Genomic DNA, 26,020 nt, shown 5'->3' with positions numbered 1-26,020 from the left:
TTTCATCCTCCCTTAAAAGAAATCATTAAACCATCGTTTCATCCGCGCCGTTATCTTCCGCACTATATTGATATCGCCTTTTTTAAACCGCACGGGCGACTTGTCCCGTGCCCCATGCACCACCAGGCCCACCCCGGTGGCGTAGAGCGGACTTTTCACAATGTCCGAAATGCCGCCGACGCCGACGGGGCAGCCGATCCGTACAGGCATGTCGAACACGCTCTCTCCCAGTTCAAGAACGCCCTCCATCATTGACGTACCCCCGGTCAGAACGATTCCCGCTCCCAGCAGGTCATCCTGTCCGGACCTGACAATCTCCCGGTTGGCAAAGTGAAGAATTTCTTCCACACGGGGCTGTACGATGTCACCCAGGACCTGTCGTGATATTTTTCGTGGGCTCCGGCCTCCCACGCTGGGAACCTCGATTGTCTCATCCTGAGGAATCAGGTTTGTGTAGGCGCACCCGTATTTGATTTTTATCTTTTCGGCTTCCAGAGCGGGTGTTCTCAACCCGACGGCAATATCATTGGTCACGTAGATGCCTCCCAGGGGAATCACTGCCGTGTGCTTGATGCTGCCGCCCGCAAAGACGGCCACATCCGTGGTTCCTCCCCCTATATCGATGAGGGCGGCGCCGAGGTCCCGCTCGTCTTGACCGAGAACCGCCTCACTCGACGCCAGGGGCTCGAGAACGATGTCGTTGACATCCAGCCCCACACGGTTGACGGACTTTATGATATTCTGAATCGACGTTACCGAACCGATGACCACGTGAACCTTCGACTCCAGGCGGACTCCCGCCATACCGATGGGTTCCTTGACTCCGTCCTGGTCATCGACGATGTAGTACTGGGGCAGGGTGTGAATCACCTTCCTGTCAAGGGGAATCGCGATGGCCATGGCAGCGTCGATGGCGCGCTTGACGTCCGTTTCGTCCACTTCTCCACCCCTGACGGCAACGATGCCGTGGCTGTTGAGACCCTTGATGTGGCTCCCGGCAATACCGGTGAAAACTGATTTGATTTCATAGCCCGACATGAGTTCCGCTTCTTCCACGGCACGCCTGATTGCTTCAACGGTGTTATCGATATTGACAACCACACCCTTGCGCAGTCCTGTCGAGGGATGGGTGCCGATCCCAATGATATCGATTCCCGTGTCGGTCACTTCGCCCACGACAGCACAGGTCTTCGTCGTTCCCACGTCGAGACCGACGATGATGTTCCCCCGTCTAGACATCGAGTGTTCTCCCTTTACCCGGAACCGACGAAGCCGCTGCTGGAAGCCCCGTCGATGCTCCTTGAGTTGTGACATACCTGTCGCGTGTCAGATATCCGTTCGTTTTCTGCCGTCACCGCGTTCCCTGCCCGCGGCGCCCCCATGCCGGACAATCACCCGTCCCGGGTCGGTCAGGTCGACGAGCAGCGGTGAGAGGGACAGATGTTTCGCCGTCAGATCAAAAAGAATCGTTCGAAGTCTGCTGAATTTTTTGTCATAGTCTCCAAAGCCCAGCACGAAAAACCGGTGGTCAACGGTGTACAGCGAATACCCGTACAGATGATCACCCCTGATCTCCGAAATATTTTCCATTGATGGATAGCCCGCCTGTCTCGACAGGTAATCAAGCAGATCCATGGCCCCCCGGAGCAATTGTTCGTCGAGAACCCCGCTCTCACTGAAGCCCGTCATGACCGGAAGATCGACCCGGTCCCCGTTATCCAAATTCTTGAAGATGGTCCCCTCTTCATCGAGAAGGTATATGTGCTGTTCGTGGCTGATGAGAGCCACCGGTCTGCGTTCCTCTATCTCGATGACAAGGCGGTTCGGCAGTTCCCTTCCCATACGGACGTCCCTGACCCAGGGGTTTGTCTTGATGCCCGTCACCATCCGGTTCATATCGACGGTGAGTATATTGGTGGTACCCGTGATGCCGGACAGCTGCAGGACTTCGCCCTCGGATAGCCGGTCAGTTCCCCTGACGGTGGTGTCCTTCAAGGTGAAATAGTCGGAGCAGAGTATCACATTGTAGCTGTAGACCATCCCCAGGCCCACCAGACCCGTCGCGATGACAATGCTTACCGTGAGAACCACTTCCCGGAGAATTTTCCCGGAACGTCGCTTGAGCCGGTTCTTCCTGATTACAATCGAGGAGCGTACAGACCTTTTCTTCATGGTTCTTCTCCGATCACGATCACTTCCCGTTCAAGCTCCAGACCCGTCAGTTCCTTCACCCGGTCGCGCAGCCTGTCGATGAGGGTCAGAACATCACCGGCGGTTGCCTTCCCGTCATTGACGATAAAATTTCCGTGTAGTTCAGAAACCACCGCATCACCGACCCGCGCTCCTTTGAGGCCCGCTTCTTCAATGATTCTGCCGGCCGGGGCGCTCGAAGGGTTCTTGAATATGGACCCGGCGCTTCGCAGGGAAAGGGGGTGCCGCTGCCGTCGCCTGGCCATGTTTTCGTTTATCCGGTTCCTGATTTTTCCAGAGTCCCCAAGGACAAGAGAAAGAAGCGCCGCCGTTATTATGGAGTTTTCCGGAATATCCAGATTACGGTATGAAAAAGACAGCCTCTTCGCCTCCCATTCCCCGACTGTTCCCCTGGGCGTCACCAGAAACAGGGAAGTTACGATATCGTTCATCGCTCCTCCCCAGGCACCGGCGTTCATGCGCAGCGCGCCTCCCAGGGTCCCCGGAATTCCGGCACAGAACTCGATACCCGTCAGTGATTCCCTGAGGGCTGCTTCAACTATGCGCGCCAGGGGAACACCCGCTTCAGCATACATCGAAGGATTCTCCGGTGAGTCATGTCGAATCTCCATGTGCTGAAGGTTTTTCAGGGATATCACGATCCCCCGGTAGCCGCCGTCCCGAACGATCAGGTTTGTGCCGTTTCCAAGCGGGAAGAAGGGAACGTTTCTTCCCGACAGGAAGGCGACCAGCCGTTCCAGTTCCCGGGTATGCGCCGGTTCGACGAAGAAGTCCGCGATACCGCCTACGCCGAGCGATGTATGACGGTCCATGGACTCTCGGGAGCGCACGGAACCGGAGACAATCTCCCGAAGCGTTCTCTCCATGTCGATTTTTTCAGCCCCGTCCATGAGTTCTCCCGTCAAATCCCCGTCGGCATCCGCCTCACCGTTCGGGCCCCTTTGCATCATCACCTGCTTCAAGGAAAGCCTCGCCTACCTTCCAGACGTTCCCCGCCCCGAGCGTAATGATCGTATCCGGGGCCGATGTTTCACTCCGCAGAAATGACACGATGTCATCGAACCCGGCAATGTAACGGACATCCCCGTGCCCTCCCTTCTCGATGGCCTCGCTGAGCAGCGAGGCGTGAACGCCGGGAATGGCCGCTTCACGCGCACCGTAGATGTCTGTCAGGATCACCCTGTCGGCATCGTTGAAAGCCCCGATAAACTCCTCGAACAGGGCCCTCGTTCGGGAATAGCGGTGAGGCTGGAACACGACGGTGATGCGGCCGCCCCACACCTGCCGGGCCGCTTTCAGCGTCTCCCGAATTTCCGTGGGGTGGTGGCCGTAATCGTCGACCACGAGGATACCCTCCCGGGACCCCTTGATTTCCAGCCTTCGCTGGACACCGGTATAGCTTTCGATCCCCTTCATGATATCGGGAAGGGTCATGTCGAGTTCCCGGGCCGCCGCGATGGCCGCCAGGGAATTTGAAACATTGAAAAGACCGGGTACCATGAGCTGTATTCTCTTATGGGTTTCACCGTCCGACGAGAGGGTGTAATGCGATGACATCCGGTGAAACGAGATGTCACAGGCCCGGTAATCGGCCTCTTCAGAAACCCCGTAGGTAATGACCCGTCGCTTGATCCGGGGCAGGATATCCCTCACGTGCCCACAATCGACACCCAGGATCGTTGCACCGTAAAAGGGAACGGAATTGGCGAACTGGACAAAGGCATCCTTGATCTCATCGATGTCACGGTAATAATCGAGATGCTCCCGATCAATGTTGGTGATGACCGCAATCAACGGTGCCAGTCCAAGAAAGGATCCGTCGCTCTCGTCGGCTTCAGCCACAATGATGTCGCCGCTCCCGAGGCGGGCGTTGGTGCCGATGCTCAGAAGCTTGCCGCCTATCACCATGGTGGGATCGAGTCCGCCGAAAGAAAGTATCGACGATATCATCGAGGTGGTCGTCGTTTTTCCGTGACAGCCGGAAACGGCAACGGACTCTTTCATCCTGAGTAGTTCCGCAAGCATTTCCGCCCTGGGTATGACGGGGATACCCCGTCGCCGGGCTTCATCGACCTCCGGATTGCCCGAAGGAATCGCCGTGGATGTAACTACCGCCTGGGCGTTCCCCAGGTTGGCCGCCGCGTGGCCGTAGTACAGGCGGACACCAAGGAGCCGCAGCCGTTCCGTGGTATCCGTACACTGAAGGTCAGATCCGCTGACGCGATACCCCAGGTTCAGCAGAACCTCGGCTATTCCGCTCATGCCGATGCCGCCTATGCCGATGAAATGGATGTGGCCGATCTTGCGGCGCATGAAGTTCCGTGTCCCGGTTTCCGCCATGTTATATCACTCCGATCATTTCGAGGCAGTGGTCCACTATGGTCCGGGCCGCCAGAGGTCTTCCCAGGGCCTTCGATGCCTCTTCCATGGCCTGCAGCTTCGCCCTGTTGCCGTAAAGCGTTCTGATACGGGAGGCCAGGATCTCCCCCGTGCAATCCTTTTCCTCTATCATCTCCGCGGCACCACGCCGGACCAGGAAGCCGGCATTCAATGCCTGGTGGTTCCCTGCCGCGTAAGGATAGGGAATCAGGATCGCCGCCTTCCCGGCTGCGGTGATTTCCGCTATGGAAGTAGCCCCGGCCCTGCAGACCAGGAGGTCCGCCGTCCTGAAAAGAGACGGCATATCGTCGATGAATTGATGGACCTCGGCATTCATACCGCTTGTTTCATAAGCCGCGGCCACGCTCTTTACATCCTTCACCCCCGCCTGATGTATGATCCCGACGGCCTGTTTCAGATCCTGCAAGAATGGAAGGGCTTCCGTCATGATACGGTTGATGGCCGAAGCTCCCTGGCTCCCCCCGAAAACCAGGATGGTAAAGATGCCCTTTTCTTTCAGGCGGGATTCCCGGGCTTCGAAAAATCCCGCCCGCACGGGATTCCCCGTATAGACCACCCGCATGATGGGGAACCACTGTCTTGTATCCTCGAAGGACACGAATATGCGGTTGGTAAATTTACCGAGAACAGCATTGGTGAAACCGGGCTCGGCGTTCTGCTCCGCGATGGCCGTTCTGATCCCCATGAAATGGGCCGTCATGACGGCAGGCCCCGACGCGTATCCACCCACGCCGAGAACCAGGTCGGGTTTGAATTCCTTTATGATGGACCGGGACTGGCCCATGCTCCGGGGAATGCGGGAAAGTCCGCCCAGGGAACCCAAAAAACCCTTCCCCTTCAGACCAACCACATCGATAACCTTCAGGTCGAACCCTCTCGACGGCACTATTTTCGCTTCCAGGCCGCGTCTGGTCCCGATGAACAGCACCTGGTGTCCCTCATCCCGGCGGAGAAGTTCCTCCGCAATGGCCAGGGCCGGGAAGACATGGCCCCCCGTGCCTCCCCCGGCAATTATTATTTTTACGGGAAAGCCCCTGTTCTTCATGCCTTCTCTCTCGTGTCGCCGTCATTTCTCAGACGGGATGATATGTTGATGAGAATCCCGATCGACACCATGCTCATGATAAGCGAAGTCCCTCCGTAGCTCATGAAGGGCAGCGCCAGGCCCTTGGTGGGAAGAAGTCCCATGACAACGGCCATATTTAAGAACCCCTGCAACGCCAGAAGCGTGGTCAGACCCGATGCGAGCAGGGTGCCGAACAGCGTATCGGACCTGAAAGCAATCATGAATCCCCGGACCACGAGTACCGCGAAGAGCAGGATGACCAGGGCCACGGCAATGAAGCCGACCTCTTCGGCAAGGACCGCGAGAATAAAGTCCGTATGAGGTTCGGGCAGATAAAAAAGCTTCTGCATGCTGTTTCCCAGCCCCACACCGAAGGCTCCGCCCGAGCCGAACGAAATGAAGGACTGGATAATCTGGTAGCCCTTTTCGCTTGGATCGTCCCAGGGACTCCGGAAAGCCATGATGCGCTGAACCCGGTAGCTCTCACGAACAAGAAGAAATACGGCCACGGGCGCGATGGTCGCGGTCAGTCCGGCCAGATGCATCACTCTCCCCCCGGCCACGAAGAACATGATCAGAACCGTTGCCGTTATGATGACCGCTGTCCCGAAGTCGGGCTGCAACAGGATGAAAGCCACGATAAGCGATATCAGGACCAGAGGAACCATAAATACACGGAAAAACTCCTTCAGGTGATCCGCTTTTTTCGTCAGGTAATGGGCCATGAATATGACTACCGCGACCTTGACGGCTTCGGACACCTGGAATGAGAAGGGGCCCACTTTCAGCCACCGGGTGGCGCCTCCCACAGTGGAGCCCGCTCCGGGGACGGCGAGGATAACCAGAAGCGCACAGGACAGGATAATGCCGGGATAGGCCAGGCGCTTCCAGAAATGATAGGGGAAACGGGACGCGGCGATCATGGCCAGAAGCCCGATGACCACGAACACAATTTGTTTTTTCAGGAAGTGGTACTCGTCACCGAAGCGGTCGGCGGCGATAAGGACGCTGGAACTGTAAATCATGACCGTCCCGACGCATACCAGTATGAGCGCGGCATAGAGCAGAACGTTATCGGACGTCCTGTGGACCTTTCGAACTTTGGTGGTCATTGTTGCCCCTGTTTTGTTTCCCCCATGGACTCCATGGCTGCGATCAGTTTCTTTTTAAAAAAATCTCCACGCTCCCGATAATCGACGAATTCGTCAAAACTCGCGCACCCCGGTGACAAGAGCACCACATCCCCCGGGCGGGCACTGACGAGAGCCCTGTCGACGGCGGCGTCAAGAGTTTTCTCAACGCTCGTGGAAACGATCCCTCCCAGCATGCCGGCTATTCCCGGTCCTGCTTCACCAAAAAGAATCAGCTCCCGGACTTTCTCCCTGAGCGGTTCCTCGAGGCGGCTGAAGTCATCCTTCTTGTCTCTGCCTCCCATGAGAAGCACCAGTGGCTCCTCGAAGGCTTCAAGGGCTCTCATGACGGCATCAACATTGGTGCCTTTCGAATCGTTGAAGAACCGGACTCCCCTCCAAGAGCCGACCTCTTCAATCCGATGAGGAAGTCCCTGGAAGGATTCAAGTGCCTCCTGAATGACCTCACGGGGACATTCACAGGCCCGGGCGGCCACAATGGAGGCCATGATGTTTTCCCGGTTGTGGCGGCCACGAAGCTGGACATGTTCCAGAAAATAGACTTCTTCCGCGAAACCGTGGCGCCTCAGCCGGAGATTCGGGCCATCGACAAAAATACCCTCCTCCAGGATCCCCTTGGAGCTGAAGAGGATGACCGGCCCGGCGATCGATTCGACCAACTCCGTGGAACAGGGATCATCGGCATTGAGAATGGCCGGGTCACCGGGCCCCATGTTTTTGAAGATGCGCTTTTTCGCGTCTTTGTAATTGTCCAGGCTGCCGTGATAATCCAGGTGGTCAGTACCCACGTTCAGCAAAACGGCGATACGGGGCCTGAAATCCCGAACCCACTGGAGCTGGAAGCTGCTGACCTCGACAACAAGAACGTCAAAGCCGCCGTCGTTTCCCGCGCAGGATATGAGGGGCGTTCCGAGGTTACCGCCCAGGAACACCTCTTGCCCCCAAAGCTTCAGCATGTGCCCCGCCAGTTCCGTGGCGGTGGTCTTGCCGTTGGTCCCCGTTACGGCAACGATGGGTCTTTCTATGAAGGCAAAGGCCAGTTCTATTTCGCTGATCACGGGAATGCCCTTCGCCTCGGCTTCCTGAAGCACGAGATTGGCGGGCGGAACTCCCGGCGACGGTATCACCAGTTCAGTCCCGGGAGGAAGAGACGGCGTTCCGGGAGCATATTCGACGGTTAGGGGATAATCCTTCAAGGAGGCCGCGGCATGGGACAGTTCCTCCAGAGGCCGGTCATCGATGGCGTGGACCCGGGCACCCCGGCCGGCAAGAAACCGTGCTACGGCTATTCCGGTCGTTCCGAGACCGTAAACCAGAACCTGTTTTCCCCCAAGACTCAGCTTCATCCCGTCACCTGATCTTCAGGGTGCTGATGGCAAGAAGCGCCAGAATAATGGATATGAGCCAGAACCGGACAATCACCTTCGGTTCGGGCCACCCCTTCAGTTCAAAATGATGGTGGATGGGTGCCATGCGGAAAATTCGCTTTCCATTGGAGACCCTGAACCACCCGACCTGGAATATGACAGAGATCGTTTCCACCACAAAAATACCGCCCACGATGACCAGGACGATTTCCTGCTTCGTCAGCACCGCCACGGTTCCGAGGGCGCCTCCCAGCGAAAGCGAACCCACATCGCCCATGAATATCTGGGCGGGATAGGTGTTGTACCAGAGGAAGCCCAGTCCGGCTCCCACCATGGCACCGCAGAAAACCGTGAGTTCCCCCACACCCGCCACGTAAGGTGTCTGAAGATAGTCGGCTATCTTTATATTGCCCGCGAAATAGGCGAAAAGAAGGTAGGTCCCGAAACAGATCGTGGCGGGACCGATAGCCAGGCCGTCAAGTCCGTCGGTCAGGTTCACGGCATTGGCCGCCCCCACGATGATGAAGGTGGAAAAGATCACGTAAAACCAATGAAGATCAGGCATGATCGTCTTGAAAAAGGGGATCATCACCGTTGAATTGAAGCCCGGCTTGAGGAAGAGCAGGCAGCTGACGGTGAAGGCGATGACAAACTCCAGCAGAAGACGTGTTCTCCCGGGCAATCCCCGACTGTCCCGACGGGACAGCTTGCGATAATCGTCGACGAATCCGATGAGCCCGAAGCCGACGGTAATGATGATGACCATCCAGATGTAGTCCACGTTGAGCCTGGCCCACAGAAGGGTCGAGACCACCACGGAAAAAACGATCAGGATTCCTCCCATGGTGGGTGTTCCCTGTTTTGAAAAATGAGACCCCGGTCCATCGGAACGGATCTGCTGCACGATCTGGAGGGTCTGCATCTTCCTGATAATCCAGGGGCCGAGCATAAAGCATAGAACCAGTGCCGTAATGGTGGCATAGATGGTCCGAAACGTTATATAGCGAAATATATTGAAGGAAGAAATCGTATCGCTGAGGGGATAGAGCACGTGATAAATCATGACGTCTCCCCCGTTCTGTCCGCCTTGATGGCCTCGACGAAGCGCTCCATTTTCATGGCCCGTGAACCCTTGACCAGGATCCACAAGTCATTGCGATACAACCCCCGAAGGATGGAGATGACATCGTCGGGACCGCTGACTTCCTTAATCCTTTCCGCCGCCATCCCGGCTTCCCGGGCACCTTTCGCCACGGCACCCGCATATGCTCCCGTCAGAAAAAGTGTACCCACACCGGTCGCCGCGGCGAGCCCCCCGGCCTCTTCATGCATGAGCGTTGCCTGAGCCCCCAACTCGAGCATATCACCGAAAATGAATACACTCTGACCGCTTTGCCGGGCCGCGGCAAGGGTGTTCAGGGCCGCCGCGACCGAAGCGGGATTCGCGTTGTAACTGTCATCGATCAGGGTAGCCCCCGACGCAAGCCGTGTAACGGTCATCCTTCCCGGAACCTGCTGAAAGGTTGTCAGCCCTTCACATATCTCGTCAAAGGGAACGGCCATGGCAAGGCAGGCGGCGGCGGCGGCAAGGGCGTTGTAGATGTTGTGCGTTCCCAGGATGGACATATCGATTCCCCGGGAAAGGCCGCCGATTTTCAGAGTAAAGCTGACGCCCATGCCTCCCCGGGTAAAAATGTGTACGGCCCGGACAGTCGCCTGCTCGGTAATGCCGAAACTGATACTTTTCCCCCGCCACCGGTCTTCGAGGATCCTGATATTCGGATCGTCCCGGTTGATAACGGCCAGGCCGTCAACTTTCAGCGCCGAAAAGAGCGCCCCCTTTTCTTCCCTGATCTCATCCAGCGTTTCGAATCCCTGGAGGTGGGCGGGGCCCACGTTGGTTATGACAGCAACGTCCGGATCGGTGATCTCGGCCAACCGGGCGATTTCCCCGGGCCGGTTCGAGGCAAGCTCAAAAACCCCGGCCTGGTGATGGGGACGCAATTGGAGCAAGCTCAGGGGAAGGCCGATACAGTTGTTGAAGTTCCCCCTGTTTTTAAGGATATCGAAGGATTGTGACGCCGTGTGTGCTATCATTTCCTTGGTCGTTGTTTTCCCTGAACTCCCTGTGACAGCCGTGACGGAACCTGGAAACCCTTTCCTCCACCAGTGCGCGATGTCTCCCAAGGCCCTGACGGTGTCCTTGACGGAAATGACCGTGGCGTCACCTGCAAGCTCCGAGATCCCTGGAACGCGGCCTTCTTCGAGGAGAACCGCGGCGGCCCCTCCGGCGATGGCCTGGGACAGAAAATCGTGGCCGTCCCAGGTCGTTCCCCTAATGGGGACGAAAAGACTTTTCGGCGGGAGGTCTCTCGAATCGGTGGTCAAGGACCGGCACAACTCGGTCCGTCCAGTCTTCCGCAGAGTCCCTCCGGTGGCTTCGAGAATGTCCGCTGTTGTTATAGTGAAACCTGTTTCCGTCACGATTCGCTCCCCGCTCCCCGTGCCCTGAGACACTGTACGGCAACCCGCCTGTCGTCAAAGGGGATCCTTTTGTTGCCGATGATCTGGTACTCCTCGTGGCCTTTACCCGCGATAAGCACAATGTCTCCGGGTACCGCGGCAGCTATAGCCCAGGCAATGGCCTCGCTTCGATCCTCGATAATCCTGTATTCCTTTCCTTCAGCGACGACCGGGTCGGATGGTGTCGCTTTACGCACCGTCGATCCGTTGATGCCTGCCTCGATTTCACGAATGATAGCAGCAGGGTTCTCATCCCGTGGATTGTCGGATGTAATGACCGTGCAATCACTCAGTTCGACGGCGGTCCGTCCCATGAGGGGGCGCTTCGTCCGGTCCCGGTCTCCTCCGCAACCGAACACGGTGATGAGCCGGCTGTGCTCAAAGGCCCGCAGGGTCGCCAGGACATTGCGCAGACCGTCCTCGGTGTGGGCGTAATCAACAAAAACGGACAGTTCCCTCGAAGGAACCCGTTCGAGCCGACCGGGAATAACCGCGGCATTCTCTATCCCCGCGACTATGGAAGACGACGGTATATCGAGGGTAATCGCCAGGGCGACCGCCGCCAGCACGTTGGAGAGATTGAACATCCCCGTGAGCTTCGAGGAAAGAGAGATGCTCCCCCGGGGACTCTGTACGACGGCCGTCATACCGTCCATGGTCAGAGAATATGCCGTGGTCTTCACATCCCGGTCGCCGTCGATGCCGTAGGTAACCAGCGGATTCTCGATCTCGGCGGCCAGGCGCCGTCCCCAGTGATCATCACTGTTGACCACGGCAGGGTTCTTTTTGAGCAGCTCCGTGAAAAAACGTTTTTTTACGGAAAAATAAGCCTCCATCGAACCATGGTAGTCCAGATGTTCGCTTGAAAGATTCGTAAAAACCCCCCGCTGAAAATCGACGTCGGCAACCCGGTCACGGTCGACGGCATGGGAGGACACCTCCATGACCACATGGCTGACTCCCGCGTCAGCCATGGTTTCGAGCATGTGTTGGAGATCCGGTGATTCAGGCGTCGTATGGGTCGAAACGAGTTCAACGTCGTTGTACCGGCAGCTGATGGTCCCGATGATACCCGCCTTGATGCCCGCGGCCTTCAAAATGGACTCCAGAAGACAGGTGATCGTCGTTTTGCCGTTCGTTCCCGTTATGCCGGTTACGAAGAGACGCTTTGACGGCCGGCCGTGAAAATTTGCAGCCAGGGTACTGAGAGCACGCCTGCTGTCGGCCACCCGCACAGTGGTCACACCCCGGTAATGGGGAATGTCCTTTTCATGAACAACGCAGCGGGCACCCTTTTCCAGGGCTTCGGACACATACTCATGGCCGTCGTAAAGGAGGCCGCGAAGGGCGACGAAAAGCGCGCCTGCCGAACATCGCCTGGAATCATAGCAGATTTGAGTGACGTCTCTTGAAAGGTCACCCGCGACAGCAATGACGGGAAGGCCTGCCAGGACCCGCGCCAGTTCCATGTAATCCCACTCCCCTCACCTGATAGAGTCACTGAAGAAGACATGGCACAGGGGCCTGCCTTTTGAATGCGACGGCATCTGTTCCTTCTGGTTTACCGCCCAGCCGCTTCCGGTGACCCTGATATCGATTCCCAGGTCCTGTCCCGCCTGCAACACTTCCCGCAGCGACAGGCCCGTAAAATCGGGGAAGAACTGTTCATGAGCGGGCTGATTGAAGGAATTGACCCGTTCGTTAAACACCGGAACGGCGGAGGCTGGGACAATGGACATTTCCCGCTCCACCTGAAGCGCCGACAGGCGCTTCAGGTCAATGTCCCGGTTGAACCGGGTGAGGATGCTCTCCGATATCTCCCTGAACACGGGGGCCGCCGCCACACCACCCCAACGGTTTTTCTGCGGTTCATCAAGCACGACAAGAACCATCATCCTCGGCTCCTCGGCGGGAAAGAAACCGATGAACGACGTGATCACCTGTTTCGATGAATACTGCCGGAGCGAAAAGTCAAATTTCTGGGAGGTACCCGTCTTCCCCGCCACGGCGACGCTGCGGACACGGGCGGCTCGACCGGTCCCGTCGTCACTTTCAACGACATCAGTCATCATCGCCGTCATCCTGCGGGCGGTAAGGGGCGAAACCACCTGTCGAACCGGCGTGGGATGAAATTCCCGCACTATTGTGCCGTCACCGTCAACCATGGCTTTCACGATGTAGGGTTTCATGAGAACACCGTTGTTCGCTATGGCGGACATGGCTGCCGCGAGCTGAATCCCCGTTACAGAAATGCCCTGTCCGAAGGAAATGGTAGCGAAGTCAACTGCTCTCCATTCCTGGGAGCCGCGCATGATTCCCCCCACCTCACCGGGTAGATCTACGCCGGTCCGTGTACCGAATCCGAAGGAGGCAAGGTATCGGTGGAGCGTATCCTTCCCCAGTTTTTCGGAAATTTTCACAGTTCCTATATTGCTTGAGAACTTGACTATTTCACCGGCACTCAGATACCCGAACTTTTTCAGTTGAGCTTCATGGATGGTCCTTCCCCCGATAACATAGGTTCCGTTTTCACAATATATGGAATCCTTCTCGGACAGGACCCCTTCTTCCAGGGCGGCGGCTATCACGAATGGCTTGAAGATGGATCCGGGCTCGAAGGTATCCGTGACGGCACGGTTTCTCCGGACATCGGCCGTGTAGTTTCCAAAAGTATTGAGGTTGTAAGAAGGCGCGTTGGCCATGGCCAGGATCTCTCCCGTTCGGACGTCCATAACGATGACCATACCGCTTGCGGAGTCTGTCTGGTGAACCGCTTCCTGCAGTTCCCGCTCCACGAGATTCTGTATTTTGCTGTCAATGGTGAGGACCAGATCGGCACCGCCGTCCTCGTTGACCATCATGGTGTCGGCGCCATTCTCACGGTAAATGCTCGTACCCTTCGCGTCTCGGCTCCAGAGGAAGCGCCGGGGGACGCTTTTGAGAGCGCCGTCATACTGAAGTTCAAGGCCTTCCAGCCCCTGCGAGTCAAGACCCGCGAAACCGATGATATGGCAGGCCAGTTCCCGGTGCGGATAAAATCGTTGCGGTTCGGGAATGGTGTAAATACCCTCGATGGCCAGGTCCTGTACCCGTTGCTTCTGGTCCGGCGACACCCGCCGGGCTATCCAGACAAAACTGCTACGCCGTGAAAGCAATGTTCGGATCTTGTTCCTGTCTGCTTCGAGGATTCCTGCCAACCGGGCGGCGGTATTTTCAGTATCGGAGATTTTTGAAGGGTCGGCATAGATGGAATCGACACGGATCGTGGCGGCAAGCTTCTGCCCGTTCCGGTCAAGAATCATTTTTCTCTCCTGCCGGACTACCAGGTTACGGGTGTGCTGCCGGTCGGCCAACCCCTTGAGATCGTCTCCGGAAATAATCTGCAGGTGAAGAGCCCTGGACAGGAGCCCCACAAAGAGGACCAGGAACAGGACCATCAGGACGGCAACCCTGAATCGAAGCCATTTTCGTGCTTTTTTAGTCATGGAGGATCACCACCTGGCTTGTTTCAGGATACCGCATTTTCAGCGTCTCCCTCGCGATGCCCTCGATACGCCTCGGCGACTCGAGCGTTTCAACCTCTATTTTCAGCTGCCTCGTTTCTTCGAGCAGCTTTTCCTGCCTGTTCATTTCCCGGGCTATGGCGTAGTTGACTTTCGTGATGTTCACCTGAACCCACACGTAGATCAGGGCCGCTAGCATGATCATCACAACGCCGACGACAATATGGGAAAACCGGTGTTCCCCCCGCTGTTTATCGGCGAACCCTGCCATGGTTCATACCTTTTCAACCGTTCGCAACCGGGCGCTCCTGGCCCTGGGGTTCTGCTCCGTTTCACCCGGGTCAGGCCTGACAGGACGCCCGGTAATGACGGTGACAGTTTTCTTCTTCCGGCACACACACAGGGGGAAATGGGGTGGGCAACTGCATTCCGTCGCGGCTTCCCGGAAAAGGTTCTTGACGATCCTGTCTTCTAAAGAATGAAATGAAATGACCGTAAACCGCCCACCCGGTTTCAACATCTCTATGCCGCCCCTGACAGCGGCCTCGAGATTTTCCAACTCCTTATTCACGGCGATTCGAAGAGCCTGGAAGGTTTTCGTGGCGGGATGGATCTTCGCTGTCCGCGCCCGTGATCCCAGCGCCTTCGAAACCAACGCGGCACATTGGCCTGTGGTGGTAATGGGGGAGCGACGCCTGGCCTCGACAATAGCGCGGGCGATCCGGCCTGCCTGTTTCTCCTCGCCGTATTCCCTGATTATCTCCTTCAGCCGTTCTTCCGGACAGGTATTGACAAGATCACCGGCGGTAAACGAATCCTGTCCATTCATGCGCATGTCCAGAGGACCGTCGAGGCTGAAGCTGAATCCCCGTGAAGCCGTAACAAGCTGGTGAGAAGAAACCCCGAGATCCAGCAGGATTCCATCCACCCCGGCAGGGACCGATCGGGCAATTATTTCCTTTATTCTGGAAAAATTACCTTTCATCAGAACCGCCCGTTCGCCGAAGGACGCAAGAACCCTCCGGGATTCATCGAGAGCCTCGTCATCGCGGTCAATGCCGATCAGAATTCCGTCAGGGGCCGACCTCCTCAAAATTTCCCCGGCGTGTCCGCCTCCCCCGAGGGTTCCGTCCACGTAGATTCCACCAGGCTTCACCATGAGTGATTCCACCGCCTTGTCCACCATGGCGGCTCTGTGGAAGGTTCCACCCATCACTATATTCCCAGGTCGGCAATATACTCGCTGTAGACCTCAACGTTTCTGCTCGTCTTGTCCAGGGCGGCCTCAAAGCGTCCCTTGTCCCATATTTCGATGCTCCGCCCCATTCCGGCCGTGACGATTTCCTTATCGAGGCCGGCATCCCGCCTCAGTGAAGGAGGAATCAGGATTCGTCGCTGGGAATCGAAGGTGCAGTCAACCGCCCCGGACATGAAGAGTCGCTGAAATTCACGCACTTCTTTCCTGATAAGCGACTGGCGGAACATTTTTTCTTCTATGGCGGCCCACTCGGGATAGGGAAACACGAGCAGGTAACCGTCCCAGCTCGTAATGACCAGGCGGTTGTCATAGTGCTCCGCGAAGACGTCATAGAGCTTCGCCGGGAAGATGATCCTCCCCTTCTCGTCAATGTTGTGATAGTGTCGTCCTCTGAAAACAGACAGGGACTTCATTCCCTCCACATCCATCCACATTCCTCCACTTAAGGCGAAATATAGAGGGGCCCCTGACCTTTGTCAAGCAAAAAAGTTATTTTTGTCTTTTAATCTGGTATTTTATAACAGCGGCATTGTGATCGGACAGATTTGATGAAAATTGATGGCTTCCATCATTTCTCGAGACAAAGTAAAGATAATCAACAGGCGCGGGGTTCAGGGCCGCCAGAATCGACGATGCACCGGGGTTGCAGATAGGACCCGGCGGCAGCCCCCGTATCCGGTAGGTGTTGTAGGGCGTTTCCCGCTCCAGATCAGTCTTTCTGATTCTCCCCTCGAAGCCTTCGACGCCGTATATGACGGTGGGATCGCTCTGCAGGCGCATGCCTTTTTTCAGGCGGTTATGGAACACGGCTGAAACCAGTGATTTTTCATCCTCACAGCCCGCTTCCTTTTCAATTATGGACGCCAGGGTTACCAACTCGTTCAGGGTCAATCCCAGCGTCTCCGCTTCCCGGACCAGGTCGGGCGAGACTTCTTCCCGGAACCGCCGCACCATGAAACGTATAATGGCCTCCTCGTCCTTTGCCCTCGTCACATGATACGTGTCGGGAAAGAGGTACCCCTCGGCGCTCGCTCCTTCGATGCCCAGTGACGACAGGAGTTCGCCGTCATGCAGGTGCCTCAGAAAGACATCCACATCAGCCAGGCCTTCAGCGGAGAACCGTTCTGCCACCTGATACATGGAAAACCCCTCGGGAACAGAGACACGGTACACCTTGACCTCGCCCCTGGTCATCCTCCCGATCACATCCAGCGGCGTTGCCCGCCCGGCCAGCTCATACTCGCCGGCCTTCATGCGGTCCCGGGCACCCTTCAAACGGGCGAGGAAGCAGAAGGCTCTCGGGTGAGGCATGAGTCCCTCCTGTTCCAGCAGGGCGGTAATATGGAGGAGCGTCGCTCCTCGGGGGACAAGAATGGTTACCGTGGCAATCTCGGGATTGAGGGGGTTATGGGCGTATCGGTACATCCGGAATGACGCCGCCGAAAGCGCTGCAACCAGGACGATGACAGTCACTACCAGGATTATCCTAAGGATCTTCATGACTGTTGTGCGGCGTGTCCCGCCGGGAGGAATCCAGATATCCCTGGAGAATGAGGGACGCCGCCACCCGATCGATAATTTTTTTTCTTTTTTTTCGGCTCATATCCGCCTGGAGGAGCAGTTCCTCCGCTTCCCTCGTCGTGAAGCGTTCGTCCCAGGTCTTAACGGGAAGACCGCACCGTTCTGCCAGGCGCCCGGCAAACCGCCTGACCCGCTCGCACTCGACGCCTTCCCGGCCATCAGACCTGACGGGATATCCGATGATGATGGAAGTGACACCCCGTTCCTCGGTAATACGGGCAATCCTGTCCAGGTCCGAGGCGATGGTTTTTCGCTCAATCGTACACAACGCCTGGGCGGTTATTCCCAAGTCATCGCTGACGGCCACGCCGATACGGCGGGTTCCGTAATCAATACCAAGCAGTGTCATGACGGTACTTTCTATCACAGAGAACCGCTTTTTACAAAAAATTCCGCCTTCTGAAACCCGCCCCATTCAGCCTCCCCGGAGAGGATCTCTGTTTTCATATTGTGTAACAGGCCATCTTCTGATAGCGTTCAATGTTCTGTGCGGTGACAGGGCACCGTGCCGGCTCGGAATCCGGCCGCAACATCACCAGACCGGAGGACTCCAGGACGCCATGAGACATATCGTACTGGGAACAGCGGGACATGTGGATCATGGAAAAACGTCACTTGTCAAGGCGCTGACCGACATCGACACAGACCGCCTGAAAGAGGAAAAGGAGCGGGGCATAACCATTGACCTGGGATTTGCCTCCCTCAGCCTTGACGATACCACCTACATGGGCATTGTCGATGTTCCGGGACATGAACGGTTTGTCAAAAACATGGTCGCCGGGGCGGCCGGCATCGACGCGGTCATGCTGGTCATCGCCGCCGACGAAGGGGTCATGCCCCAAACCCGGGAACATCTTCACATCTGCGATCTTCTCAATGTGAAGCGGGGGCTTGTGGCGGTGACGAAAACCGACCTCGTGGACGATGAATGGCTGTCGCTGGTCATTGACGATATCCGGTCCTTCCTGGCGGAATCGTTTTTGAAGGATGCTCCCGTTATTCCCGTCTCATCCCAATCCGGGGCGGGCCTCACGGATCTCCTTGAAGCCCTGACAGAACTTGCCCGGCATGAAGAGGTCCGGAACCGTCCCGACTATTTCAGGCTTCCCGTGGATAGAATATTCACCATGAAGGGCTTTGGAACCGTTGTTACAGGCACCCTCATGGCGGGAACAGTACGTGTCGGCGACACGGTAACGGTTCTTCCCGCGGGCATAGCCGCAAAAGTTCGGGGACTCCAGGTACACAATGAATCACGAAGCGTCGCGGAACCGGGATTCAGAACGGCCATCAACTTCCAGGGACTCGACGTGGATAAAATCCGGCGGGGTGACACCATCGCCCATCCGTCGTTCTTTGAACCTTCCCGAAGGATGGACGTCCTTCTGCGCCATCTCCCCACGGCTAAACGAAAGCTCAGACACCGGGCCCCGGTCAGGTTCCATATAGGAACCGCCGAAATCATGGCCCGCCTCCATTTTGTGGATCGGAACGACCTGGAACCGGGAGCCCACACCCGCTGCCAGATCATTCTGGAAGAACCGGCCGTCGCGATGGCGGGAGATCACTTCGTGATACGAAGCTATTCGCCGATCACGACCATCGGCGGCGGCCACGTACTCGATCCGATTGCCGGGAAGATCAAGCGTTTTTCCGCGGCGGGAATCGACGATCTGCGTCTCCTCGACCAAGGAAGCACCACTGAGAAAACGCAGACAATCCTGCGGCGGGCGGGAATGAATGGGATATCGCTTAAGCGGCTTGTCACGCGGACGGGAATCCCCACGGGGGATCAGCAGGGTATTGTCGAAGACATGTTCGCCCGCAGACAGGCGCTTCTCGCGGACAGGGAGGAGCGACGGGCCGTCGCCTGGCCTGTCTATGAAGACCTGATGAAGAACATCATGGCCATCGTTTCGGCCTATCACAAAAAGTACCCCCTGAAGAAGGGAATGGCAAAGGAAGAGCTGAGAATTTCTCTGGGTGCCCACGCATCCCAGAAACTCTTCAACAAGGCCCTCCTTGACCTGGAATCCCGAAATCTTGTGACCGTCGACAGAGAAACCGTTGCCGGGGCCGGCCACGGGGTACACCTGACTGAGGACCTTGAAACGCTGAAAGAGGACATCCTTCGGCGTTATCGTGAATCGGGGCTTTCCCCTCCGGCGACGAAGGAGATCCTCGAACAGGCCGGCGGGGACAAAAAAAAATCAGCCAACCTCCTGAAAGTACTTATCGACCAGGGAATGCTGGTAAAGGTGAGCGATGACATGCTCTTTGAAAGCGGCATCCTGGAAAAACTCCGGGAGGACTACAAGGCGCGTCTCCTGGAAAAAGAGGTTTTTGAGCCGGCGGACTTCAAAGAACTGACGGGCCTGTCGAGAAAATACATCATTCCCCTTATGGAATATTTCGATAAGACAAACCTGACCATACGTGTCAGCAACGGCCGCGTTCTGCGGGAGAGTCAAAAACGATGAAGCCTCCATTCGTCGAACTCCCCCTTGTCCACTGCCGCAACGGGAGGGGTCACCGGGTAACGCGGCCTGTCGTGAGGGAAACCTTCCTGGAGCTCCGGCTCAACGATGAGCCCTTGGTGGAAATAGCCTGCGCGGGTATACACGTGGAAGAACTTGCCCTGGGTTACCTGAAATCCGAAGGCCTCATCGACGGCATCGATGATGTTGCCGGCATAACCGTGGAAGAATCGCCCCCCCGGGTCAGTCTCACAACAACGGACACTCGTGAAGCGCCTTCTCCGACCGTGTCGATCATGTCAAGCGGTGCAGGAAAGCGGACAGAACACGTCGCGGCCTTCCACACTGATTCGGGCCCCGCTCTGTCCCCCGTGCAGATTTGTTCTCTCATGGACCGGCTGCTCGAGGCAACGACGATCCACACAATAACGCGGGGAACACATTGCTCAGGTCTCGCCATGAAAGGTGAACTACTGTGTACCCGGGAAGATATCGGAAGACACAACACCGTCGATATGATCGTGGGGTACACGCTCAAAGAGCGTATTCATTGCGGACAGGCCGCGCTCCTCACCACGGGACGGATATCGGCGGAAATAGTCGGGAAAGCGTTGTCCCAGGGTTTTCCCGTTATAATCTCCCACTCGGTGCCGACCTCAGGCGCCGTGGACTCGGCCCGGCGATCGGGAATGACTCTGGTGGGCTACGTCAGAAACAGCGAGTTCCGGGTCTATACGCATGAAAGCAGGGTGATCGTTTGAACATTGAAAAAACGCTCTTCGTACAAGGCATCCAGGCCGGAGACAAGATTCGGGGAGTATTCCTGGTTACGGAAAAAAACCTTGCCGTCTCACAGAAAGGCAATCCCTATCTCAGTTTGAAACTCAGGGACAGAAGCGGTGATATCGAGGCCCGCGTCTGGGAGGACGCTCTTGCCGTCAGCGAAGGTTTCAAGAAGGGAGACCTTGTGTCCGTGCAGGGACGGGCGGTGAACTTCAGGGACGTGCTTCAACTGTCGCTCTACGAGTGCGATCCCGTCACGGACGCAAACCTGAACCCGGCTGATTTTTCGCCGGCATCACGACACGATGTGGAAGGCATGTTCGCCGAACTGGCGGCCATCATGGATACCGTGGAGAATCCCCACCTCGGGGCCCTTCTCCGACGGATTTTCGACAACCCTGAAACCACACACGCCTTCAAGCACGCTCCGGCGGCCAAAGGATTCCACCACGCCTATATCGGCGGCCTCCTGGAACACACTCTTTCGGTGACCCGACTCATGATCGCCGTTTCAGGCCACTACGAAGACCTGAACCGGGACCTCTTGATTACGGGATGCATCCTCCACGACATCGGAAAGATCACGGAACTTTCCTACAGCACCATGATCGACTATACCGATGAAGGGCGGCTCGTGGGACACATCGTTCTGGGAGTTGAAATGGCGGACCGCGTAATCCGGGAACTGGAAGGATTTCCAGAACACCTTGCCCTGGAACTCAGGCACATCCTGCTCAGCCATCACGGCCTTCTCGAATATGGTTCGCCGAAACGGCCCAAGACACGGGAGGCCCTCCTGATCAATTTTATAGATGATCTGGACGCGAAAATGAATGCCTTCGAAACACACATGGCCGGCGGCGACGATGACTCCCCCTGGACCAACTACCACCGGCTCCTGGACCGGTTCCTGTACCGGGGGCCGAAACCCGATGGTACCCCCTGATGCTGCAAGGGCGAGGGAATCGCCCGGGATGCAAAGAATCGCGACACAAAATCGCACCTATCCCCGGGAACCGTCACTATTACCCCTCGATACTCCAAGCGATTGAGGGCATCGCAGTCGGGTTCCGCCCCCCCGTCACTTCGAACGCATGTGAGAAGTCTGAAAGACCCCTCGCTTTGCTCGGGACAGGGATTTCTTGTCGCGATGCTCCTCGAAATGACACCATTGAAAAGGTCTCGAGCGCACCGTGCGGCAGGTTCTGATCCAAACGACCGACTGTTACACGGCGCTAGCGAGCCTCGTGAAGATGCACATCCTGCTGCGGGAAGGGAATGGTAATGCCCTCCGCGTCGAAGCGCTTCTTGATCTCCTCCTGCAGGGCAAAGAAAAGACCCCAGTAGTCGACTGTCTTCGCCCAGGGCCTCACGGCAAAATCAACGCTGCCATCGGCAGTGGACAGTACCCCGATGATCGGGGCCGGCTCCGGAAGAACCCGGGCGTCGGAGGCAAGAACTTCTTCAAGGACCCTCCGCACCTTCTCGAGATCATCACGGTAGCTCACGGACGCGACAATATCTATCCGACGTTTGTCATGGGCCGAATAATTGGTTATGTTGTCCGATGTTAACTTCGCGTTGGGAACAATGATCTTCCTGTTGTCGGGAGATTTGAGAACCGTCGTGAATATACCGATCTCCGACACAGATCCGGCCACCCCCGCCGCCTCGATGTAGTCACCGATCGCGAAGGGCTTGAAAACCACCATAAGAAACCCTGCGGCGAAATTGGACAGCGAACCCTGCAGGGCCAGGCCGACGGCAAGGCCGGCGGCACCGATAACGGTGATGAAAGACGCCGTCTGCACACCCAGCTTTCCCAAGGCGGCAATGATGACAAAGGCAAGTATGGCAACGTAGGTAACACTCGCCGAGAAAGAAACCAGCATTTCATCGAGATTGCTCTTCCTCAAAATCCGGGCGACCATGATTCGCAAGACTTGCGCAGCATAGCGGCCGATCACAAGGATTGCCAGTGCGGCGACAACTTTCAGCCCGTAGAAGGCCACCCATGTCTGAATACTCCCGACCATCTGTTCCATTGCTCACCTCCTCTTTATCAGACCGTCCCGTGTCTTGTGAACACCAGTATAATAAAATCAGTTATTTTAACCACTGCCATTTTCATGTTCCAGGCGGATCAGGTTCTCCGCAACCTGTTGTAGAGGTACTTTTCAATCTCAACCACTAAAGCCACGACGATGCCGATGGCGACAGGATAGAGCCAATCCGTGACGGCCGGCGACGCCGAACCGAAGAGCGTGTTCATCACGGGAAGATAGGTAAAAGCAATCTGGAGTACAACGAGAGCGCCGGCGGCAATGAAGGCGATCCTGTTATTGAAGAAATCCGCCGTGAAACTCGATTCGTACATTTTCCGGCAGTTGAACAGATAAAACAACTGGCCCGCCACGAGGCCGTTCACTGCAATGGTTCGGGCCGCAGCGATGTCGGCCCCCCCATTCCGCATCATCGTGTACGCCAGGAGGACCAGACCGCAGATGAGGCAGGAGACAAAGGCGATACGCCACATGAAATACCCGCCCAGCAGAGGCTCGTCGGGTTCCCGGGGAGGACGTTCCATGACCTTTCGTTCCATGGGCTCAAAGGAAAGTGCCAGAGCGAGAGTGACGGTGGTGACCATGTTGACCCAGAGAATCTGCACGGGCGTTATGGGCAATACGATTCCCAGAAAGATGGCCGCCATTATAACCAGGGACGCCGCCCCGCTCGTGGGCAGAATAAAGAGCAGGGCCTTGCGGAGATTGTCGTAGACGGTCCGTCCTTCCTCCACGGCATGGACGATGGACGCGAAGTTGTCATCTGCCAGAACCATCTCTGAAGCCTCCCTGGTCACCTCCGTTCCCTTTATTCCCATGGCGATACCGATATCGGCCTGCTTCAGAGCCGGCGCGTCGTTGATGCCGTCACCGGTCATGGCACAGAGCAGGGAGTTTGCCTGCAGCGCTTGTACCAGCCGCAGCTTGTGTTCCGGGCTTGTCCGGGCAAACACGTCATAGTCCATGACGATGCTCCGGAGACGGTTGTTATCCATTGCCTCGAGCTCGGCACCGGTGATGACCTTCTCCCCGTCTCCGATACCGAGAGTGGCACCGACGGCTTTTGCCGTCAGGGCATGGTCACCGGTGATCATTTTCACGGTGATCCCCGCCTTCCGGCATTTCCGGACGGCTTCCGCGGCCTCCGGTCGCGGGGGATCGATAATACCGACAAGGCCCAGAAAGATCAGCCCCTCGTCGAGATCACCATGGCCGATTGAGTTCGTACCGTCCACCATGGGACGGAAGGCGGCGGCAATGATCCTCTGGCCCTGTCCCGCCAGTGATTCCATGGCCTCCCCCCAGAAATCCCGATCGATGGGTTCCTCGCCGCTGTCGGACATCTGGACTTCACAGCGTTCAAGGAGCCTCTCGGGAGCCCCTTTCGCGAAGAGCATGGTGGCGCCCTCCACCTCGTTGAGCGTAGCCATATACTTGTATCCCGATTCGAAGGGCATCGTGTCCAGACGCCTAAAAGACAGGTCATCCATGCGCGCCTTGCCGGCCAGCGCCACAAGGGCCCCTTCCGTGTGCGTACCAATGACCGTCCAGTTGCCCCCATCATCCCTTCCGATCGTGGAATCATTGCAGGCACGGACGCATTGAAGCAGACGAAGCAGAACGGGCTCATCCCCGGGGGTAACTTCGTCCCCGTCTTTCCTGATGGCGCCTTCGGGATTGTAACCCACCCCGTCCACGTCATAGCGGGCATCGGCAGTAACGATATACTGTGCCGTCATTTCGTTGCGGGTAAGCGTCCCTGTCTTGTCGGAACAGATGACGCTTACCGTTCCGAGGGTTTCAACGGAGGGGAGCCGCCGTATAATGGCATTGCGGCCTGCCATTCGCTGAACGCCGATGGCCAGGGCGATGGTCATGATGGCCGGCAGCCCTTCCGGAATCGCCGCCACGGCAATACCGATGGCAGCCATGAACAATTCGTCGATTCCGTAGGTCCGGAAAAAATAGCCGAAGAGGAAAAAACTCGCTGTCACGACGAGAATGGCCAGAGACAGGTAGATGCCGAAACGGCCGATCTGCTGCAGAAGAGGCGTCGTTACCTGCCGTACTTCCGAGATCATGCGGTTGATCCGGCCGATCTCCGTGGCTCCCCCCGTGGCCGTCACGACTCCCGTGGCGCTTCCCCGGGTGACGGCAGTACCGGAATAAGCCATGTTTGTCCGATCACCCAGAAAGGCGTCGGAGGAGACCTTTCCGGGCGACTTCACGACATCTTCCGATTCACCCGTCAGGGATGATTCATCGATTGTGAGATTCCGCGCGACGATAACGCGCATGTCGGCGGGAACCTTGTCTCCGGACCGTATGACGACGATATCTCCGGGAACCAGCCCCGAGGCATCTACTTCCCTCCGCTCCCCGTCCCGAAGAACCGTCGCTTTCAGAGAAAGCATGTTTTTTATGCCTTCCAGGGCCCGCTCCGCTTTCCCTTCCTGGATAAAGCCGACAACGGCATTGATTATAACCACTCCCAGGATGATCCAGGTGTCAATCCAGTGATCTATGAGAGCCGTGATGACCGCGGCGATGATAAGAACATAAATGAGTACATTGTGAAACTGGACAAGGAATCGCATAAGGACGCTCCGCTCCGACGGCTCGGGAAGCCGGTTTTCACCGAAGCGTTCCAGCCTCAACCGTGCCTCATCCCCGGAAAGACCGCTGTCAGGCGATGTGTCCAACTCCTCGAGAACAGATTCAAGCTCTTCCGCGTACCACTTTCTTTCCTCTCCTTCCTCCTTCACAACCTCCGGTAATGGCATTGCTTTTTTCCCTTTGCAAACACATATTTCACTGACCGGACCCGGTATGTCCGGAACCATCCGTCCGTCGTACCCTTTCGCTCAGCGGATCGGAGTATACTGGCGGGTCCGGAGGCTGTCAATAGATACGTCTCTCCATTCTCGCTACGCTCGGTAACATCTATTTATGAGGCAACGGATGAATGAGCGCGCGTCATTTCGAAAAGCGAAGCGACGAGAAATCTTTCCTTGCTCCCGGCATTGTACAAGATTTCTCCCTGCGGTCGAAATGACAGAACAGACGGTTTCCGTGCTCATGTACGTGCTACAAAAACCGGACAAATCTATTTGTTGCTAACACGCCCGCAGGAATATCTTGACGAAATCGTCCGGAATGACTATAGTAATACTACCTCTAAATAAACTCATGGGGGCGAAACGGTTTCGACGGGGATAGTTGAAGCTGTAGAAGCGTGCCGAGGTTCCTGCAGGCCTCGTAAAACAGGCAGGAAACCATAATCGCAGACAACTACGATTACGCCGTAGCCGCTTAAGACGGCTACCGTTCTCCTGATCTTTCCTGCCGGATCAGATGAGGGCGTCATTCAGACAGGATAGCCGACCTTCCCTTCCTGGCGGAAGCGAGGCGAAAACCTTACAGGATAGCGCCGGATCGATCCTGCCCTTGGGAGCTTTCCGGGGCGAAGACCAAAACAAAGGCTCCGCACGAAGAAACTGCAGTGGAATATTTCCGGACGCGGGTTCGACTCCCGCCGCCTCCACCATTTAGAAAAGACAAACCCGTCTCTCTGGGGTCATTCTCCGGGGTGACGGGTTTTCTTTTTCCCCTTGTTTCTAAAGGGTTTGCGCCCGTT

At 56.8% G+C, this 26,020-nt stretch carries 21 protein-coding genes and 1 other RNA gene; 4 read left to right on the top strand and 18 right to left on the bottom strand.

Annotated elements, in window-relative coordinates; translation table 11 throughout:
• Positions 1 to 12 precede the first annotated feature (12 nt).
• From ftsA to ruvX, 16 genes are all read right to left on the bottom strand, one after another.
• Entirely contained in the window at positions 13 to 1,239 is a 1,227-nt protein-coding gene (gene ftsA, locus M0Q23_08305; protein MCK9528622.1) for a cell division protein FtsA, read from the bottom strand.
• Positions 1,240 to 1,326: 87 nt separating this feature from the next.
• Positions 1,327 to 2,172: an FtsQ-type POTRA domain-containing protein gene (locus M0Q23_08300; GenBank protein ID MCK9528621.1), complete on the bottom strand. Its 846-nt coding sequence runs from the start codon at positions 2,170 to 2,172 to the stop codon at positions 1,327 to 1,329.
• Positions 2,169 to 3,161: a UDP-N-acetylmuramate dehydrogenase gene (gene murB, locus M0Q23_08295; protein ID MCK9528620.1), complete on the bottom strand. Its 993-nt coding sequence runs from the start codon at positions 3,159 to 3,161 to the stop codon at positions 2,169 to 2,171. The genes M0Q23_08300 and murB overlap by 4 nt, the downstream gene beginning before the upstream one ends.
• On the bottom strand, positions 3,136 to 4,551 hold the full coding sequence (gene murC, locus M0Q23_08290) for a UDP-N-acetylmuramate--L-alanine ligase (protein ID MCK9528619.1): 1,416 nt from the start codon (positions 4,549 to 4,551) through the stop codon (positions 3,136 to 3,138). The genes murB and murC overlap by 26 nt, the downstream gene beginning before the upstream one ends.
• A gap of 1 nt (position 4,552) precedes the next feature.
• Positions 4,553 to 5,656: an undecaprenyldiphospho-muramoylpentapeptide beta-N-acetylglucosaminyltransferase gene (gene murG, locus M0Q23_08285; GenBank protein ID MCK9528618.1), complete on the bottom strand. Its 1,104-nt coding sequence runs from the start codon at positions 5,654 to 5,656 to the stop codon at positions 4,553 to 4,555.
• On the bottom strand, positions 5,653 to 6,789 hold the full coding sequence (ftsW, locus tag M0Q23_08280) for a putative lipid II flippase FtsW (protein MCK9528617.1): 1,137 nt from the start codon (positions 6,787 to 6,789) through the stop codon (positions 5,653 to 5,655). The genes murG and ftsW overlap by 4 nt, the downstream gene beginning before the upstream one ends.
• Positions 6,786 to 8,174, bottom strand: coding sequence for a UDP-N-acetylmuramoyl-L-alanine--D-glutamate ligase (gene murD, locus M0Q23_08275; GenBank protein ID MCK9528616.1), 1,389 nt, complete (start codon positions 8,172 to 8,174; stop codon positions 6,786 to 6,788). The genes ftsW and murD overlap by 4 nt, the downstream gene beginning before the upstream one ends.
• 4 nt (positions 8,175 to 8,178) lie before the next feature.
• A complete protein-coding gene (gene mraY, locus M0Q23_08270; GenBank protein MCK9528615.1) occupies positions 8,179 to 9,258 on the bottom strand; it encodes a phospho-N-acetylmuramoyl-pentapeptide-transferase in 1,080 nt (359 codons plus the stop codon).
• A complete protein-coding gene (locus tag M0Q23_08265) occupies positions 9,255 to 10,679 on the bottom strand; it encodes a UDP-N-acetylmuramoyl-tripeptide--D-alanyl-D-alanine ligase (protein MCK9528614.1) in 1,425 nt (474 codons plus the stop codon). The genes mraY and M0Q23_08265 overlap by 4 nt, the downstream gene beginning before the upstream one ends.
• Positions 10,676 to 12,187 carry a UDP-N-acetylmuramoyl-L-alanyl-D-glutamate--2,6-diaminopimelate ligase gene (locus M0Q23_08260; GenBank protein ID MCK9528613.1) on the bottom strand — a complete coding sequence of 504 codons (1,512 nt, stop codon included), beginning with the start codon at positions 12,185 to 12,187 and terminating at the stop codon, positions 10,676 to 10,678. The genes M0Q23_08265 and M0Q23_08260 overlap by 4 nt, the downstream gene beginning before the upstream one ends.
• A 15-nt stretch (positions 12,188 to 12,202) precedes the next feature.
• Positions 12,203 to 14,203: a penicillin-binding transpeptidase domain-containing protein gene (locus M0Q23_08255; GenBank protein MCK9528612.1), complete on the bottom strand. Its 2,001-nt coding sequence runs from the start codon at positions 14,201 to 14,203 to the stop codon at positions 12,203 to 12,205.
• Complete coding sequence (gene ftsL, locus M0Q23_08250) at positions 14,196 to 14,492, bottom strand: cell division protein FtsL (GenBank protein ID MCK9528611.1); 297 nt, start codon at positions 14,490 to 14,492, stop codon at positions 14,196 to 14,198. The genes M0Q23_08255 and ftsL overlap by 8 nt, the downstream gene beginning before the upstream one ends.
• A gap of 3 nt (positions 14,493 to 14,495) precedes the next feature.
• A complete protein-coding gene (rsmH, locus tag M0Q23_08245; protein MCK9528610.1) occupies positions 14,496 to 15,434 on the bottom strand; it encodes a 16S rRNA (cytosine(1402)-N(4))-methyltransferase RsmH in 939 nt (312 codons plus the stop codon).
• A gap of 2 nt (positions 15,435 to 15,436) precedes the next feature.
• Entirely contained in the window at positions 15,437 to 15,907 is a 471-nt protein-coding gene (gene mraZ, locus M0Q23_08240; GenBank protein MCK9528609.1) for a division/cell wall cluster transcriptional repressor MraZ, read from the bottom strand.
• A 61-nt stretch (positions 15,908 to 15,968) separates the two neighbouring features.
• Positions 15,969 to 16,979, bottom strand: coding sequence for an endolytic transglycosylase MltG (mltG, locus tag M0Q23_08235; protein MCK9528608.1), 1,011 nt, complete (start codon positions 16,977 to 16,979; stop codon positions 15,969 to 15,971).
• Entirely contained in the window at positions 16,966 to 17,427 is a 462-nt protein-coding gene (gene ruvX, locus M0Q23_08230) for a Holliday junction resolvase RuvX (protein ID MCK9528607.1), read from the bottom strand. The genes mltG and ruvX overlap by 14 nt, the downstream gene beginning before the upstream one ends.
• A gap of 193 nt (positions 17,428 to 17,620) precedes the next feature.
• Here ruvX and selB point away from each other — a divergent pair, with 193 nt between their 5' ends.
• From selB to M0Q23_08215, 3 genes are read left to right on the top strand one after another with little or no spacing between them, the layout of a single operon-like run.
• Entirely contained in the window at positions 17,621 to 19,540 is a 1,920-nt protein-coding gene (gene selB, locus M0Q23_08225) for a selenocysteine-specific translation elongation factor (protein ID MCK9528606.1), read from the top strand.
• Positions 19,537 to 20,298, top strand: a complete 762-nt coding sequence (fdhD, locus tag M0Q23_08220) for a formate dehydrogenase accessory sulfurtransferase FdhD (GenBank protein MCK9528605.1) — start codon at positions 19,537 to 19,539, stop codon at positions 20,296 to 20,298. Before selB ends, fdhD begins: the two co-directional genes overlap by 4 nt.
• Positions 20,295 to 21,266 (top strand): HD domain-containing protein, encoded by a 972-nt coding sequence (locus tag M0Q23_08215; GenBank protein MCK9528604.1) that lies wholly within the window; start codon positions 20,295 to 20,297, stop codon positions 21,264 to 21,266. Before fdhD ends, M0Q23_08215 begins: the two co-directional genes overlap by 4 nt.
• 289 nt (positions 21,267 to 21,555) lie before the next feature.
• Here M0Q23_08215 and M0Q23_08210 read toward each other — a convergent pair whose 3' ends face one another.
• Together M0Q23_08210 and M0Q23_08205 are read right to left on the bottom strand one after the other, a co-directional pair.
• On the bottom strand, positions 21,556 to 22,365 hold the full coding sequence (locus tag M0Q23_08210; GenBank protein MCK9528603.1) for a mechanosensitive ion channel: 810 nt from the start codon (positions 22,363 to 22,365) through the stop codon (positions 21,556 to 21,558).
• Positions 22,366 to 22,463: 98 nt separating this feature from the next.
• The gene (locus M0Q23_08205; protein ID MCK9528602.1) at positions 22,464 to 25,166 is read right to left on the bottom strand and encodes a cation-transporting P-type ATPase; all 2,703 of its coding nucleotides are present in this window, start codon (positions 25,164 to 25,166) and stop codon (positions 22,464 to 22,466) included.
• 408 nt (positions 25,167 to 25,574) lie between these two features.
• Between M0Q23_08205 and ssrA the strand changes: the two genes are divergently transcribed.
• Positions 25,575 to 25,930, top strand: a transfer-messenger RNA (tmRNA) gene (gene ssrA, locus M0Q23_08200).
• Positions 25,931 to 26,020: the final 90 nt, after the last annotated feature.

It is taken from the genome of Syntrophales bacterium (assembly GCA_023228425.1).
Taxonomy (GTDB): domain Bacteria; phylum Desulfobacterota; class Syntrophia; order Syntrophales; family UBA2210; genus MLS-D.
Note: the sequence above shows the minus strand (reverse complement) of the source record. Positions and strands in the feature narration are given on the sequence as shown.